Origin of the sequence: Polaromonas sp. (assembly GCF_029945925.1) — a bacterium.
GTDB lineage: Bacteria > Pseudomonadota > Gammaproteobacteria > Burkholderiales > Burkholderiaceae_C > Polaromonas.
In genome coordinates, this window is sequence record NZ_JAQSDN010000031.1 from 1 (window position 1) to 14,910 (window position 14,910).

13 protein-coding genes are annotated in these 14,910 nt (G+C 64.3%); 10 read left to right on the forward strand and 3 right to left on the reverse strand.

Annotated features, from left to right (window positions below; all coding sequences use genetic code 11):
• Positions 1-217: 217 nt before the first annotated feature.
• Positions 218-1,039, reverse strand: a complete 822-nt coding sequence (locus PSV40_RS07290; RefSeq protein ID WP_300536116.1) for a hypothetical protein — start codon at positions 1,037-1,039, stop codon at positions 218-220.
• A 147-nt stretch (positions 1,040-1,186) separates the two neighbouring features.
• Here PSV40_RS07290 and PSV40_RS07295 point away from each other — a divergent pair, with 147 nt between their 5' ends.
• Both PSV40_RS07295 and PSV40_RS07300 read left to right on the forward strand, forming a co-directional pair.
• Positions 1,187-2,752: an acyl-CoA synthetase gene (locus PSV40_RS07295; RefSeq protein ID WP_300536118.1), complete on the forward strand. Its 1,566-nt coding sequence runs from the start codon at positions 1,187-1,189 to the stop codon at positions 2,750-2,752.
• A 37-nt stretch (positions 2,753-2,789) separates the two neighbouring features.
• Positions 2,790-3,971 (forward strand): zinc-binding dehydrogenase, encoded by a 1,182-nt coding sequence (locus tag PSV40_RS07300; RefSeq protein WP_300536120.1) that lies wholly within the window; start codon positions 2,790-2,792, stop codon positions 3,969-3,971.
• 208 nt (positions 3,972-4,179) lie between these two features.
• Here the strand turns inward: PSV40_RS07300 and PSV40_RS07305 are convergent, their stop codons facing one another.
• Both PSV40_RS07305 and PSV40_RS07310 read right to left on the reverse strand, forming a co-directional pair.
• A complete protein-coding gene (locus PSV40_RS07305; protein ID WP_300536122.1) occupies positions 4,180-4,554 on the reverse strand; it encodes an RNA-binding protein in 375 nt (124 codons plus the stop codon).
• 445 nt (positions 4,555-4,999) lie between these two features.
• Entirely contained in the window at positions 5,000-6,049 is a 1,050-nt protein-coding gene (locus PSV40_RS07310; protein ID WP_300536124.1) for an AraC family transcriptional regulator, read from the reverse strand.
• A 194-nt stretch (positions 6,050-6,243) separates the two neighbouring features.
• On the opposite strand from PSV40_RS07310, the gene PSV40_RS07315 reads away from it, so the two are divergent.
• From PSV40_RS07315 to PSV40_RS07350, 8 genes are all read left to right on the forward strand, one after another.
• Positions 6,244-7,878, forward strand: coding sequence for a carboxyl transferase domain-containing protein (locus PSV40_RS07315; protein WP_300536126.1), 1,635 nt, complete (start codon positions 6,244-6,246; stop codon positions 7,876-7,878).
• A gap of 136 nt (positions 7,879-8,014) precedes the next feature.
• Positions 8,015-9,154 carry an acyl-CoA dehydrogenase family protein gene (locus tag PSV40_RS07320; protein WP_300536128.1) on the forward strand — a complete coding sequence of 380 codons (1,140 nt, stop codon included), beginning with the start codon at positions 8,015-8,017 and terminating at the stop codon, positions 9,152-9,154.
• Between the two features lie 7 nt (positions 9,155-9,161).
• Positions 9,162-9,950 carry an enoyl-CoA hydratase/isomerase family protein gene (locus PSV40_RS07325; RefSeq protein WP_300536130.1) on the forward strand — a complete coding sequence of 263 codons (789 nt, stop codon included), beginning with the start codon at positions 9,162-9,164 and terminating at the stop codon, positions 9,948-9,950.
• 18 nt (positions 9,951-9,968) lie between these two features.
• Positions 9,969-11,105, forward strand: a complete 1,137-nt coding sequence (locus PSV40_RS07330; RefSeq protein WP_300536132.1) for a CocE/NonD family hydrolase — start codon at positions 9,969-9,971, stop codon at positions 11,103-11,105.
• A gap of 12 nt (positions 11,106-11,117) precedes the next feature.
• The gene (locus PSV40_RS07335) at positions 11,118-11,780 is read left to right on the forward strand and encodes a DUF4126 domain-containing protein (protein ID WP_300536134.1); all 663 of its coding nucleotides are present in this window, start codon (positions 11,118-11,120) and stop codon (positions 11,778-11,780) included.
• 1 nt (position 11,781) lies between these two features.
• Positions 11,782-11,907: a hypothetical protein gene (locus PSV40_RS07340; protein ID WP_300536136.1), complete on the forward strand. Its 126-nt coding sequence runs from the start codon at positions 11,782-11,784 to the stop codon at positions 11,905-11,907.
• Entirely contained in the window at positions 11,900-13,891 is a 1,992-nt protein-coding gene (locus tag PSV40_RS07345) for an acetyl/propionyl/methylcrotonyl-CoA carboxylase subunit alpha (protein WP_300536137.1), read from the forward strand. The genes PSV40_RS07340 and PSV40_RS07345 overlap by 8 nt, the downstream gene beginning before the upstream one ends.
• 58 nt (positions 13,892-13,949) lie before the next feature.
• Positions 13,950-14,879, forward strand: a complete 930-nt coding sequence (locus PSV40_RS07350; RefSeq protein WP_300536139.1) for a glyoxylate/hydroxypyruvate reductase A — start codon at positions 13,950-13,952, stop codon at positions 14,877-14,879.
• Positions 14,880-14,910 lie beyond the last annotated feature (31 nt).

Sequence of the window (14,910 nt, forward strand, 5' to 3'; positions counted from 1 at the left end):
ACCGTCAACGCAGCAAGGTGCTCTTTGGCCAGGGCTTATTCAGCGTAGCCCTAAGTCCGCACTCTACGGCGTAAAACAGCAAGAGACGGTGGACATTGTTTCGAGGCGATTTAGTTGATGCCTCCGTTGCCATGTTCCAAGCACGTAACAATTCACGACGGGTAAATGGAATCATGTCGGGCTTTTTTTTTATATTATTCACGGTTCCAAGGGCGCACTAGGGCTTGAGATACTCCTGCACCGTCTCCCAAGCCACCGTCTGCAGATGTTTCGCAATCGCCGGGTCCAGGCCGGCGCTGTACTTCAGGCCCACCGGTGAGGCCTTGAACAGCGTCGCATACGTGGTGCAGGCGGCCAGGTAGCTACCGGCCACGCTGGGGTGGCGCAGGTCGGCCACGTACAGATTCAGTTCCGGCATTTTCGCAACCGACTTGCCGAAAGCCAGGCCGGCCGGAATGACCAGCGCGTTGTTGTCGTTGCCGGCCTGGGTGTAGGCCTCGGCGAGTTCGGCCGTCATCGACGGCACGTCCTTGTACGCCCACGACATGAAGAACACCGGTTTGGCGCCATGTTTGCGCACGGTGTCGGCGTGTTTCTTGGCGTACTCATGGAACAGGGGCTTGAGCTGCGGGTGCAGCGGGCACTGGCTGCAGTCCATCATGATGGCGAGGTCGAACAAGCGGTCCAGCTTGTTGAAGCTGACGGTGTTGTTGGCGCCAAACGAATACGAGCCGACGGCGTTGGGGCGGAAGTAGCTGTCCACGTCGTGCCAGTTCATGCCCGAGCCGCTGATGGTGGCCGAGCTGGCGCGGTGCCTAAAGCCGGGCTGGCCTTCCCGGATCAGTTGCCCCACATGGTTGTGCAGACTGTTGTTGTAATAGAAGAAGCTGTTGCCGATGTAGATGGCCGAGGCAGGCTTGTCGCCGGCGTCCGTCACCCTGGGTTTGGTCTGGGCCAGCGCGCCGGTGGCGGCGCCGAACAGGACGGCAAGGCCGAGGGCGGCGGACAGCAGGGGTTTAAAAATCGAGAGGTGGCGCATCTTGTCTCCTTGGTTTTTTTTGTGTCTGGCGAGTCTAGTGGACTTGCGGCGCGCCGTCATGCCCTTTTCTGCGCAAGCCCGGGCCGCTGCAGGCAAGGCCTTTATGGACGGATACTTGGGTCTGGAATCAATAAAAAAGGAGACCCCATGAACCCCGCCATCCGCCGGCAAACGATTGCCGACCTGCTGCACCGCACCGCCAAACGTTACCCGGGCAAGACCGGCCTGATCTGTGGCGACACACGCTGGACCTTTGCCGAGTTTGATGCGGTGGTCGACCGCGTGGCGGCGGGGCTGGCGGGCCTGGGTGTGGGCCACGCGAGCCGGGTGGCGGTGCTGGCGCGCAACTCGCACGGGTTTGCGGCCATGCGGTTTGCGCTGGCGCGGCTGGGCGCGGTGCTGGTGCCCATCAACTTCATGCTCAAGGCCGAAGAGGTGGCCTTCATCCTGCGCCATGCCGAGGCGCAGATGCTGGCCACCGACTCGGGCCTGGCCGAGCTGGCACGCAGCGCCGCGGCGCTGGACACGGCCGTCACGCAATTTGTCTGGCTGCCTTCGGAAGACGCTTCGCAGCCCGTGTCGGGCATGGTTTCTTTCGACGACCTGGCCGCCACCCGTGGCACGCCGCCCGAGGTGGCGCTGGGCAGCACCGACCTGGCGCAGATTGTCTACACCAGCGGCACCGAGTCCATGCCCAAGGGCGCCATGCTGACGCACGACGCGGTGATCTCGCAGTACGCCAGCTGCGCGGTGGACGCCAGCATTGCCCATGGCGACGTGATGCTGCATGCGCTGCCGCTGTACCACTGCGCGCAGCTCGACGTGTTCTTCGGCCCGGCCATTTATGTGGGCGCCACCAGCATCATCACCGCCAAACCGACACCGGACAACCTGCTGCCGCTGATGGCGCAGCACCACATCACCTCTTTCTTTGCGCCGCCCACGGTATGGATCGCGCTGCTGCGCTCACCCTTGTTCGACGGCACCGACCTGTCCACCTTGCGCAAGGGTTATTACGGCGCGTCCATCATGCCGGTGGAGGTGCTGCGCGAGCTGGCACGGCGCCTGCCTGACGTGGGCTTCTGGAACCTCTACGGCCAGACCGAGATCGCCCCGCTGGCGACCATGCTGGGCCCCGACGACCAACTGCGCAAGCCCGGCTCCTGCGGGCGCGCCGTGCTCAATGTGGAAACGCGTGTGGTGGACGACGCCATGAACGACGTGGCGCCCGGCGCGGTCGGCGAGATCGTGCACCGCTCGCCGCACCTGATGCTGGGCTACTTTCGCGACGAGGAGAAAACCAGGGCCGCCTTCCAGGGCGGCTGGTTCCATTCCGGCGACCTGGCCACCATCGACGACGAAGGGTTCATCACCGTGGTGGACCGCAAGAAGGACATGATCAAGACCGGTGGCGAAAACGTGGCCAGCCGCGAGGTGGAAGAAATGATTTACCGCCTGGGCGCCGTATCGGAAGTGGCGGTGGTCGGCGTACCGCACCCCAAGTGGGTGGAGGCCGTGGTGGCGGTGATTGTGGTCAAGGCCGGCCAGGCGCTGACCGAGCAGCAGGTGCTGGCGCATTGCAGTGAGCACATTGCCAACTTCAAGGCACCCAAGGCGATTGTGTTCACCGACACGCTGCCGAAAAACCCCAGCGGCAAGCTGCTGAAGCGGGATTTGCGGGCGAGTTACCAGGACGTGTTTGCTGGCAGCTGATAGAGATAGAGATGTATTTGAATCAACGGAGATAACCATGACGACGAAGACAACACCCCCCACCCCCACCGGCCTGCAACTGCAATCCCTCGTCAAACCCGAAGGTCTGCTGGAGATCTCGCTGGTCAGCGTGCCCACGCCCACCCCTGCCGCCGATGAAGTGGTGGTGCGCATAGCGGCCACCCCCATCAACCCGTCCGATATTGGCCTGCTGTTCGGCGCGGGCGACATCCGTACCGCGAAGCTGTCAGGAACGGCCACCCACCCCGTGGTCACGATGCAGATTCCCCCGGCGGCCATGAAAGCCATGGCAGGCCGCCTGGGCCAGGCGCTGCCCGTGGGCAACGAAGGCGCGGGTGTGGTGGTGTCCGCCGGCAGCGCACCTGCCGCGCAGGCGCTGCTGGGCAAAACGGTGGCCACGCTGGGCGGCGCGATGTATGCGCAATACCGCTGCGTCAAGGCCGAGCAATGCCTGCTGCTGCCCGAGGGCACCACGCCGGCCGAGGGCGCCTCGTGTTTTGTGAACCCGCTGACGGCGCTGGGCATGGTGGAGACCATGCGCCGCGAGGGCCACACCGCCCTGGTGCACACCGCCGCGGCGTCCAACCTGGGGCAAATGCTCAACCGGATCTGCCTCAAGGACGGCATCGGCCTGGTGAACATCGTGCGCAAGCCGGAACAGGCGGCGCTGCTGAAGTCGCAGGGCGCCGTGTATGTGTGCGACGCCTCGGCACCCACCTTCATTGAAGACCTGACGCAGGCGCTGGTGGCCACCGGCGCCACCCTGGCCTTTGACGCCACCGGCGGCGGCAAGCTGGCGGGGCAGATTCTCGGCTGCATGGAGGCGGCGCTGAACCGCACGGCCAAGGAGTACAGCCGCTACGGCTCCACCACCCACAAGCAGGTTTACGTCTACGGCGGCCTGGACACCAGCCCCACCGAGTTCGTCCGCAACTTCGGCATGGCCTGGGGCATGGGCGGCTGGCTGATGTTTCCGTTTTTGCAGCGCATCGGTACCGAGGCGGCGCAAGCCCTGCGCCAGCGGGTGGCCGACGAACTGAAAACCACTTTTGCCAGCGGTTATTCGAAAGAGATCTCGCTGACCGAGGCGCTGCAACCCGCAGAGATTGCGGTGTACGGCCAGCGCGCCACCGGCACCAAGTACCTGCTCAACCCCAACAAGGGTCTAGTACTGCAACCCGAAAATATCGAAACATGAAAGCGCGTCTTCGCACCCATGGCAGCGTTGCAACCCTTGCGAAGGCGCACAGCCTTCACTGCGGCTTGCGCCTTGCCCTGGGCACGAATCCATCACTTTCATCTTGTTCCGATACTTCCAGGTTGCAGCACTAGCGGGCTGATCCGGCAGCGGACAGGCGAAAAAAAACCGGCCCAAAAGCCGGTTTTTTTCAATGGAGAAGGAGAGCTTAGTAGCTGTTGCGGCCACCGCCGCCGCCGCCACCGTAGCCGCCGCCGCCACCACCGTAGCCGCCACCGCCGCCGCCGCCTTCACGACGACCACCACCGCCGCCGCCGAAGCCGCCGGTACGTGGCTCCATCGGACGGGCCTCATTGACCACCATGTCACGGCCATCAACGGACTTGCCGTTCATGCCGCTGATGGCTGCCTGGGCTTCTGCGTCGCTGGACATTTCCACAAAGCCGAAGCCCTTGGAACGGCCGCTGTCGCGGTCCATCATGACTTTGGCGGAGGTGATCGCGCCAAATTCAGAGAAGTGTTGTTGCAGGGAGTCGTCGTTCACCGAGTAGGAGAGGTTGCCGACGTAAAGTTTCTTGCCCATTTTGGGACCTTTCAAAAAAGCTTGCACGTTTGAATCAAATGAGCGAAGCGGGTATGACGGTTCTGGTTAGAAAACCGGTCAACGAAATAATCGCATGCCCGAGGGCATGCGTGCTGTAGGACTGGGCGCCAATCAGCCGAAGATCAATCCGGTCACTGACTTATGTCAAAAAATTCGGTCAGGGGAGGAAAAGAGACCGGGGTGAAGCTCGCCGCTGGGGGAGTTTGACGACCGGGAGGGCCGGTATTACCGGCCAAAATGGTGCGGTGCGGCATGTGAGGTGCCGTGGACCGTGTCAGACTGGCGCTGCTGCAAAGGAAAGCTAAATTGCAGCAACGGGGGTATTTTACCCCTGTTTGGGGAAATAGCGTTTACAGGCCCTGAACCAGGCCCTGAACCAAGCGTTAAACCGCCGGGCTGCCTGCGCCGTTGGCCGGCACGCTGCTCACCCCATAAAGCCCTTGCGAAACTCCCCCGGACTCGTGCCCGTCCATGCGCGAAAGGTCCGGGTAAAACTCTTTTCGTTCAGAAAACCCACCGCCGCGGCCACCTGTTTGACCGGTTTGTCGCTGCGGTACAGCAGGTCTTTCGCGCGGTCGCAGCGCACCTCGTCTTTCAGTTGCTGCAGGTTCGCGCCTTCTTCCTTCAGTTGGCGGTGCAGCGTGCGCGCCGAGATGTTCAGCAGTGCCGCCACCCCGTCGGCGTTGTGCGCCTGGTCGGGGTGGGCGGCCAGCACCTGCCGCACCTGCTGCACCAGCAGGCGGTCGCGCCGGTATTGCAGCACCGTCAGCGGCAGGGCGCGCTGCAGCATTTGCTGCAGGGTTTTTTCGTCGCGGCGCAGGGGCAGGGCGAGGTAACGCGCGTCGAAGCGGATTTCGGCCTGCGCGGCATCAAAACGTATCGGGCCGGGAAACATCAGCCCATAGGCGTCGGCATGTGGCGGTGCGGCAAACGGGAAGCGCGCGCCCTGCAGCGCAATGCGGGAGTCGATGTACCAGCAGGCCAGGCCGTGGATGTTGCGCAGCACGTGCACCAGGCAGAACTCGCGCGCGCCTTGGCCATGCCGGGCCAGGTCGGTGCGCTCCTCGATCGTGATGGCGGCGCTGTCGCCGGTGACGACCAGCTTCAGGGCAATGTCGTCGGCCAGCAGGGCGTGGTGGCGGCACCAGCGTTTGAGGGCCACGCCCAGGTCGGGCGCGCTGAGCGAGGCGCGGGCCAGCATGCCGTAGCTGCCCCAGGGCAGTTTTCTTGAGAAAGCGCCCAGGGCTTCGTCGTCGAGCTCCTGCATGGCCGTGCCGGACAACACCTCCATCTGGCGCGCGGTGATGCGGGCCTCCGGCTGCTGCAGCCGGGATGGCGTGATCTGTGCCAGCTTCAGGGCGTTGGCGGGGCTGCGACCGTAAAGTTCGTACGCCGCCACCATCACCCGTGCAAAGGCCATGGGGGTGGCGGCAGCCGGCTGGGCCGGGGTGGCGGGCGGGGGGCGGACGGACATGGGCCAAGTTTGGCGCAAGCTGGCACGATTTGCAACCTGTGTGGCGGCCGTCTGGCGGCTTTTGCGCCTAAGCTGCGGTATTGGCGGTAAGGTGTGGCCTGGCGCCTGGTTGGCTTCGATCCTTCGACAGGCTCAGCCCGAACGGATGCCCATCCAGCCCGCACCAAATCGCGCCGTACGACTCGAGGAGACACATGCCAGTTCTGGAAACCAAACTCAATGCCCGCTCGGCCGACTTTCAGGCCAATGCCGCTGCCATGCGCGCGCTGGTGGACGACCTGAAGCTGCAGGTGGCCAAGGCCGCTGCCGGCGGCGGTGAAGCGGCCCGGGCCAAACACGTGGCACGCGGCAAGCTGCCGCCGCGTGAGCGGGTGCAGATGCTGCTGGACCCGGGCACACCCTTTCTGGAACTGGCCCCCCTGGCGGCGCTGGCCATGTACCCCGACCGCGACGGCAGCGACAGCGCCCCCTGCGCCGGCGTGATCACCGGCATAGGCCGCGTCAAGGGTGTGGACTGCATGATCGTCTGCAACGACGCAACGGTGAAGGGCGGCACCTACTACCCGATGACGGTCAAAAAGCATTTACGCGCGCAGGAAGTGGCGCAGCAAAACCGCCTGCCCTGCATTTACCTGGTGGATTCGGGCGGAGCCAATCTGCCCAACCAGGATGAGGTGTTTCCCGACCGCGACCATTTCGGCCGCATCTTCTACAACCAGGCCAACATGAGCGCGCAGGGCATTGCGCAGATCGCCGTGGTCATGGGCAGCTGCACGGCCGGCGGCGCCTATGTGCCGGCCATGAGCGACGAAACCATCATCGTCAAGAACCAGGGCACCATCTTTTTGGGCGGCCCGCCGCTGGTGAAAGCCGCCACCGGCGAGATCGTCACCGCCGAAGACCTGGGCGGCGGCGACGTGCACACGCGGCTGTCCGGCGTGGCCGACTACCTGGCGCAGAACGACGCCCACGCGCTGGCGCTGGCCCGCTCGGCGGTGGCCAACCTGAACGTAAATTTTAATAGAAAAGTGCCTGAAGTCCTTGCCAGCCGTGCGCCACGTGCTCCTGAATTTGCAGCAGACGAGGTTTACGGCGTGGTGCCCACCGACACCCGCAAACCTTACGACGTGCGCGAAATCATTGCCCGCATCGTGGACGGCAGCGAGTTCGACGAGTTCAAGGCGCGCTTCGGCGCCACGCTGGTGACGGGTTTTGCGCACATTGAAGGCATGCCGGTCGGCATCATTGCCAACAACGGCATCCTGTTCAGCGAGTCGGCGCAAAAGGGCGCGCACTTCATCGAGCTGTGCTGCCAGCGCAAGATCCCGCTGGTGTTTCTGCAGAACATCACCGGCTTCATGGTGGGCCGCAAGTACGAGGCCGAAGGCATTGCGCGCCACGGCGCCAAGATGGTGATGGCCGTGGCCACCGCCCAGGTGCCCAAGTTCACCATCATCATCGGCGGCAGCTTCGGCGCCGGCAACTACGGCATGTGCGGCCGCGCCTACAGCCCGCGCTTTTTATGGATGTGGCCGAACGCACGCATCTGCGTCATGGGCGGCGAGCAGGCTTCTTCCGTGCTGGCCAGCGTGCGGCGCGACGCGATCGAGGCCAAAGGCGGCAGCTGGAGCGCCGAGGAAGAAAAAGCCTTCAAGCAGCCGATGCTGGACCAGTTCGAGCACCAGTCGCACCCGTATTACTCCAGCGCGCGGCTCTGGGACGACGGCGTGATCGACCCTGCCGACACGCGCCGCGTGCTGGCGCTGGGCCTGCGCGCCAGCCTGAACGCACCGATTCCAGAGCCGAAGTTCGGCGTGTTCCGCATGTGAGGCACATGTGATCCTCCTTGCCTCTCCCGTTCGGCCTGAGCTTGTCGAAGGCGTTTCGACCCTTCGGCAAGCTCAGGACAGACCAAGCTCAACGCGAACGGTGGGGAAATAGAAAATTTTTCAGAACAAGGCAAAAATGTCCAACGCCTCCATTTACGACACGCCCGAGTACGAATCCCTGCGCGACCAGATCGCCCGCTTCATCGCCAAAGAGGTGGAGCCGCACGCCGCCGCCTGGGAAGAACAGGGCTTTGTGCCGCGCGAAGTCCTCAAGCGCATGGGCCAGGCCGGCCTGTTCGGCCTGATGTACGAAGAAAAATACGGCGGCGCCGACAGCGACGCGATGACCAACCTGGTGTTTGCCGAGGCGCTGTCGCAGTCCACCTTTGCCGGCTTCATCATCACCGTGCTGGTCCACACCGACATGGCCAGCCCGCATTTGCACCATGCGGGCAATGCGGCGCAAAAAGACAAGTACCTGAAGAAGGTGATCACCGGCGAGCTGATCACCGCCGTCGGCATCACCGAGCCGGGCGCCGGCTCCGACGTGGCGGGTATCCGCAGCACGGCAAAAAGGGATGGCGACGACTGGGTCATCAACGGCACCAAGATGTTCATCACCAACGGGGTGCACGCCGACCTGTACTTCGTCGCCGCCAAGACCGGCCCGGGCAAGCGCGACATCTCGATGTTCATCGTCGAGAAAGGCACGCCGGGCTTCACCGTCGGCCGTGCGCTCAAGAAAACCGGCTGGCTGTCGTCCGACACCGCCGAACTGATTTTCGACAACGTGCGCATTCCTGCCTGGAATTTGCTGGGCGAGGAGGGCAAGGGTTTTTATTCGGTCATGAAAAACTTCCAGACCGAACGCATTGCGCTGGGCGCGATGGCGGTCGGCCATTGCCAGCAGGCGCTCAAGCTCACGCTCGACTATGTGCGCCAGCGCCAGGCCTTCGGCGGCCCGCTGTGGGACCAGCAGGTGATCCGCCAGCGCCTGGCCATGCTGGACGCGAAGACGCGTGCCGCACGCGCCTTCATGTACCACTGTGCCTGGCGCGTCACGCAGGGCCACGACATCGTGCAGGATGTCTCCATGCTCAAGGCGCTGACCGGCGAACTGGTCAACGAGGTGGTGCAGACCTGCCAGCAGTTCCATGGCGGCATGGGCTTCATCCGCGAAACCGCCATCGAGCGCCTGTGGCGCGATGCACGCGTGCTGGCCATCGGCGGCGGCGCGACGGAAGTGATGCTGGAAGAAGTAGCAAAAAGGTATTGAGGAAGAAATGATGGAACACCTGCAACTGGCCTGCAACGGGGGCGTGGCCACCGTCACCCTCAATCGCCCCGACGTTCGCAACGCGTTCAACGACGAAGTCATCGCCGAGATGACCGCGTGTTTTCAGGATCTCGGTGCGCGTGGTGACGTGCGCTGCATCGTGTTGGCGGCCAACGGCACGGCCTTCTGTGCCGGGGCCGACCTGAACTGGATGAAACGCATGGCCACCTATTCGCGCGAGGAAAACCTCGCCGATGCCGGCGCGCTGGCTGAAATGCTGCGCGTGATTTATGCCTGCCCCAAACCGACCATCGCGCGTGTGCAGGGCGACGTGTATGCCGGCGGCACCGGCCTGGTGGCGGCCTGTGACATCGCGGTCTCTAGCGACACGGCCGGCTATTGCCTCAGTGAAGTGAAGCTGGGCCTGATTCCCGCGACCATCAGCCCGTATGTGATTCGCGCCATGGGCGCGCGGGCGGCGCACCGCTACTTCCTGACCGCCGAACGTTTCAGCGCGGCGGAGGCCTTGCGCATCGGGTTTGTGCATGAGGTGGTGAGTGCTGACGAGCTCGACAGCAAGGTGGCCGAGCTGGTGAAAACGCTGGTCAACGCCGGCCCGCAGGCAGTGCGCCTGTGCAAAAAGCTGGTGCAGGATGTGGCGGAGCAGGCCATCACCCCAGCGCTGGTGCAGATGACGGTGGAAGGCATTGCCGACATCCGCGTCAGCCCGGAAGGCCGCGAAGGCGTGCAGTCCTTCCTGCAAAAACGCAAGCCCAACTGGCTGCCGTCGGCCTGAAGCCGCGGTGCACGGACCATGAACCTGAAGACGCTGTTTCTTGTTGCTGCACTGCTGGGGGCCGCGCTGTCCCCGGCCGCGGCGCAGTCCGGCGACCTGGATGCTTCGCTCAACGAGACGGTGGTGCAGATTCCCAAAGCCGGTTCGCCTGCGATTGCACTGGAAACCACGGTTTACAAACCCGAAGGCGCGGGGCCTTTCCCCGTGGCGATCATCAACCACGGCAAGGCCTATGGCAAGGCGCGTGAGCAGGCGCGTTATCGCCCGGCGATCGCTGCCCGCTACTTTCTGCAGCGCGGTTACGCGGTCATTGTCCCGATGCGGCAGGGGTTCTCAAACTCAGGCGGCAACTATGCCGGGGCCGGATGCGATGTCGAAGGCAATGGCCTGGCGCATGCCGGCGACGTGAAGGCCGCGCTCGACTACGTGACGGCGCAGCCGTGGGCAGACAAGGGCAACATCGTCGTGCTGGGCCAGTCCCACGGCGGCTGGACCACGCTGGCCTTTGGGTCGCAAGCCTATCCCGGCGTCAAGGCGCTGGTCAACTTTGCCGGCGGCCTGCGCCAGGAAAAGTGCCCGGGCTGGGAGCAGGCCCTGGCGCTTGGCGCCGGTCGTTATGCCCGGGACACCCGCCTGCCGTCGCTCTGGTTTTATGGTGACAACGACAGCTACTTCAGCACCCACACCTATCGCGCCATGCACGCCCAGTACACGGCAGCGGGCGGCCAGGCCAGGCTGGTGGCTTTCGGCGAGTTCGGAAGCGATGCGCACCACCTGTTTGGATCGCGTGCCGGCCAACCGGTCTGGCAGCCCGAAGTCAGCCGCCTGCTGGCCGCCGTGGGGCTGCCGAGCGAGCGACAGGCGAAATTTGCCAAATACGGAACGGCCGGACTGACGCCCCTTCCGCCGGAAACGGATTTTGCCGCGCTGGAAAATGTCATCAAGCTGCCGCATGTCAAAAGCGCAGGCCGTGCGGGATACCAGGCTTATCTGATGAAAATGATTCCTCGCGCGTTTGCCATTGGCCCCGACGGCGCCTGGGGCTGGGCCGACGGGGGCGAAGACCCGCTGAAACGGGCGCTGCACAACTGCCAGCGCCACAGCAAGGGCGAGTGCCGGCTGTATTCGGTCGATGACTTTGTCGTGTGGCAATAGGAGGGTATTGCGATGCAAACCATGGATACCGCACAACTCATTGCTCTCGCCGGCGCGCTCGGCTGGGCCAGCGGTGTGCGCCTGTACCTGGTGGTGCTGCTGACCGGCCTGGCCGGTTTCATGGGCTGGATCACGCTGCCGCCCGGTCTGCATCTGCTGGCCCATCCGGTGGTGCTGGGCGCCAGCGGCTTCATGGTGTTTGTCGAATTTTTCGCGGACAAGATTCCGGGGCTGGATTCGCTGTGGGACGTGGTGCACACCATGATCCGAATCCCCGCCGGCGCGGCCCTGGCGGCAGGTGTGTTCGGTGCCGACAGCGGCCTGATGGCGCTGCTTGCGGCGCTGGCGGGTGGCACGCTGGCAGCCACCAGCCACACCGCCAAGGCGACGGCCCGCGCGGCCATCAACACCTCGCCCGAACCCTTCAGCAACGTGGGGGCTTCACTGGTGGAAGACAGCATGGTGCCGCTGGGCCTGTGGCTGGCGATTGCGCACCCGCTGGTGTTTGTGGTCGTGCTGCTGCTCGTGCTGGTGGCCAGCGTGTGGCTGATCCGCCTCTGCTGGCGCTTCCTGACGCAGCTGTTTGCCCGTGTGGCCCGCATTTTCAGCGGCAAGCCCGATACCGGGCCTCCTCCTGCCTTCACCCTCAAATCTCCTTTTTCAAAGAACGACTGACATGTTTAAAAAAATTCTGATTGCCAATCGTGGTGACCAGCCGCAAAGCGGCGCAGCAGCGAAGCTACATTGCCTGGCACGTGAAGCGTGCGCAGGCGATTTCACCGCGGGAACCCACTATGTTTAAGAAAATACTGATCGCCAACCGCGGTGAAATCGCCTGCAGGGTGGCCGCCACCGCCAGGCGCATGGCGATCCAGACCGTCGCCGTGTATTCCGATGCCGATGCCGGCGCCAAACATGTGAGTGTGTGCGACGAGGCCATCCACATCGGCGGCAGCGCGCCCAAGGACAGCTACCTGCGCTGGGAAAAAATCATTGCCGCGGCGAAAGCCACCGGCGCCGAGGCGATTCACCCGGGTTACGGTTTCCTCAGCGAGAACGAGGAGTTTGCCCAGGCCTGCGGTGAGGCGGGGCTGGTCTTCATCGGCCCGCCGGCCTCGGCCATCAAGGCCATGGGCCTGAAGGCCGAGTCCAAACAACTGATGGAAAAAGCCGGCGTGCCGCTGGTGCCCGGTTACCACGGCAGCGACCAGGACCCGGCGCTGCTCCAGCGCGAAGCCGACAGCATTGGTTACCCGGTGCTGATCAAGGCCAGCGCCGGCGGCGGCGGCAAGGGCATGCGTGCGGTGGAGAAGTCGGAAGACTTCGCGGCCGCGCTGGCGTCCTGCAAGCGCGAAGCCATCAGCAGTTTTGGCGACGACGCGGTGCTGGTGGAGAAGTATGCGCAGCGCCCGCGCCACATCGAGATCCAGGTGTTTGGCGACACCCACGGCAACTATGTGTACCTGTTCGAACGCGACTGCTCGGTGCAGCGCCGGCACCAGAAGGTGCTGGAAGAAGCGCCGGCGCCCGGCATGACCGAAGCGATGCGCCGCGAGATGGGGGAAGCCGCAGTGGCCGCGGCACGTGCGGTCAACTATGTCGGTGCCGGCACGGTGGAATTCATTGTCGAGCAGCGCCCCGACGGCACGATGAACTTCTTCTTCATGGAAATGAACACCCGCCTGCAGGTGGAGCACCCGGTGACCGAAGCGATCACCGGGCTGGACCTGGTGGAGTGGCAGTTGCGTGTGGCTTCCGGTGAAAAGCTGCCGCTGGCGCAGGACCAGCTGCGCATCCACGGCCATGCGATCGAGGCGCGCATCTGCGCCGAAAATCCCGACAACAACTTCCTGCCCGCCACCGGCACGCTGCATGTTTACGGCCTGCCGCCCTCGGTCTCGTTCGAGCGTGGCCTGGTGCGTGTGGATGCCGGCGTGCGCGAAGGGGATGCGATCTCGCCGTATTACGACTCGATGATCGCCAAGCTGATCGTGCATGGCGACAACCGCGAACAGGCGCTGGCACGTTTGGACGAAGCACTGGCGCAATTGCACATCGTGGGCCTGAGTACCAATGTGCAGTTTTTGCGCCATGTGGTGCAAAGCCGCTCGTTTGCCCAGGCCGATCTGGACACCGCGCTGATTCCGCGTGAAGAAGCGGTGCTGTTCAACCAGGAAAAACTCGGTTTGCCCCTGGCGGCCGCCGCCGCCGTGGCCCTGAGTCTGCTGGAAGAAAAAGCGCAGGAAACGGCCGACCCCTTCAGCAAACGTGACGGCTGGCGCTCGCACGGGGTGGCGCTGCGGCGCTTCGAATTCGAGTTCCATGGCGAGCCTGCGAAAGCCGAGCTGACTTATCTGCACGACGGTGCGCTGCGCCTGGCCGTCGGCGATGTGGAGGAGGTGCTGGTGTTTGCCGGCAGCGGTGGCGCGGTGGACATCCGCTTTGGCGAGCAGCGGCTCAACGCGCACATCTATCGGCGCGGCGAAACCGTGCATGTGTTCGCCCGGCAGGGCGCCACGCAGATCACGGTGATCGACCAGCTCGCACATGCCGGCGAAGCCCATGGCGAAGCCGGCCGCCTGACCGCACCCATGCCGGGCAAGGTCGTGTCGTTTGCCGTGAAGGCGGGCGACAAGGTGAGCAAGGGCCAGGCGCTGGCCGTGATGGAAGCCATGAAGATGGAACACACGATTGCAGCACCGGCCGACGGTGTGGTGCAGGAGGTGTTGTACGCGCCCGGCGACCAGGTCACCGAGGGCGCGGAACTGCTCAAGATGGTTGCCTAGGGACGCTGGTTCCTGCCCCTGTTGCCGACACAGCGCGCACCCGCGGCACAATCACGGCATGAAAATTTCCTTTTGTTGTACCGATACCAAGGCCGAGCCCTGGCTGGCCGGATTGCGTGCCGCCTTTCCGGCCGATCACGTTGAACAGTGGGTGCCGGGCTCTTCGCCGGCGGACTATGCGGTGGTCTGGGCGCCGCCCCAGCAGTTTCTGGACGAGCAACCCCAGCTCAAGGCCTTGTTCAATATCGGGGCGGGCGTGGATGCGCTGATGAAGCTGCGTCTGCCGCCCCAGGCGGCCGTGGTACGGCTGGACGATGCCGGCATGTCGGTGCAGATGGCCGAGTATGTGTGCCATGCGGTGATCAGGCATTTCCGCGAGTTCGACGGCTACGAGGCCGATGTGAAGCAGGGCACATGGTCCTACCGCAAGCCACGGCTGCGCAAGGACTTCCCGGTCGGTGTCATGGGCCTGGGCGTGCTCGGCGAACGTGTGGCCAAGGCGCTGGCGCAGTTTGACTACCCGGTGCTCGGCTGGAGCCGGTCCGCCAAAACGATAGCGGGTGTGCAGTGTTTTTCAGGGCAGGCCGGGATGGATGATTTCCTGTCGGGCACGCGCGTGCTGGTGTGCCTGTTGCCACTGACCCCTGACACGCAGGACATCATGAACCGGCAAACGCTGTCCAGATTGCGGCCCGGCGGTTACGTCATCAATGTGGCGCGCGGCACGCATCTGGTGGACGAGGACCTGCTGGCGCTGCTCGACAGCGGCCACTTGGCCGGCGCCACGCTGGATGTCTTTCGCACCGAACCGCTGCCGGCTGCCCACCCTTTCTGGAAACACCCCCTCATCACCGTCACACCGCACACCTCGGCGCGGACCCTGCGGGAGGAAAGCATTGCGCAGATTGCGGGCAAGATCGCGGCGCTTCAGGCGGGGCAGCCGATTGCCAGCCTTGCCGGTGTGGTTGACCCGAAAAAAGGATACTAGTCATGTTGCCCCCACGGTCGCTCACTGCGTG

Excerpts from the sequence above, each read along its gene's own strand:
- PSV40_RS07290 (WP_300536116.1), bottom strand. The coding sequence starts at position 1,039 with ATGCGCCACCTCTCGATTTTTAAACCCCTGCTGTCCGCCGCCCTCGGC.
- PSV40_RS07295 (WP_300536118.1), top strand. The coding sequence starts at position 1,187 with ATGAACCCCGCCATCCGCCGGCAAACGATTGCCGACCTGCTGCACCGC.
- PSV40_RS07300 (WP_300536120.1), top strand. The coding sequence starts at position 2,790 with ATGACGACGAAGACAACACCCCCCACCCCCACCGGCCTGCAACTGCAA.
- PSV40_RS07305 (WP_300536122.1), bottom strand. The coding sequence starts at position 4,554 with ATGGGCAAGAAACTTTACGTCGGCAACCTCTCCTACTCGGTGAACGAC.
- PSV40_RS07310 (WP_300536124.1), bottom strand. The coding sequence starts at position 6,049 with ATGTCCGTCCGCCCCCCGCCCGCCACCCCGGCCCAGCCGGCTGCCGCC.
- PSV40_RS07315 (WP_300536126.1), top strand. The coding sequence starts at position 6,244 with ATGCCAGTTCTGGAAACCAAACTCAATGCCCGCTCGGCCGACTTTCAG.
- PSV40_RS07320 (WP_300536128.1), top strand. The coding sequence starts at position 8,015 with ATGTCCAACGCCTCCATTTACGACACGCCCGAGTACGAATCCCTGCGC.
- PSV40_RS07325 (WP_300536130.1), top strand. The coding sequence starts at position 9,162 with ATGATGGAACACCTGCAACTGGCCTGCAACGGGGGCGTGGCCACCGTC.
- PSV40_RS07330 (WP_300536132.1), top strand. The coding sequence starts at position 9,969 with ATGAACCTGAAGACGCTGTTTCTTGTTGCTGCACTGCTGGGGGCCGCG.
- PSV40_RS07335 (WP_300536134.1), top strand. The coding sequence starts at position 11,118 with ATGCAAACCATGGATACCGCACAACTCATTGCTCTCGCCGGCGCGCTC.
- PSV40_RS07340 (WP_300536136.1), top strand. The coding sequence starts at position 11,782 with ATGTTTAAAAAAATTCTGATTGCCAATCGTGGTGACCAGCCGCAAAGC.
- PSV40_RS07345 (WP_300536137.1), top strand. The coding sequence starts at position 11,900 with ATGTTTAAGAAAATACTGATCGCCAACCGCGGTGAAATCGCCTGCAGG.
- PSV40_RS07350 (WP_300536139.1), top strand. The coding sequence starts at position 13,950 with ATGAAAATTTCCTTTTGTTGTACCGATACCAAGGCCGAGCCCTGGCTG.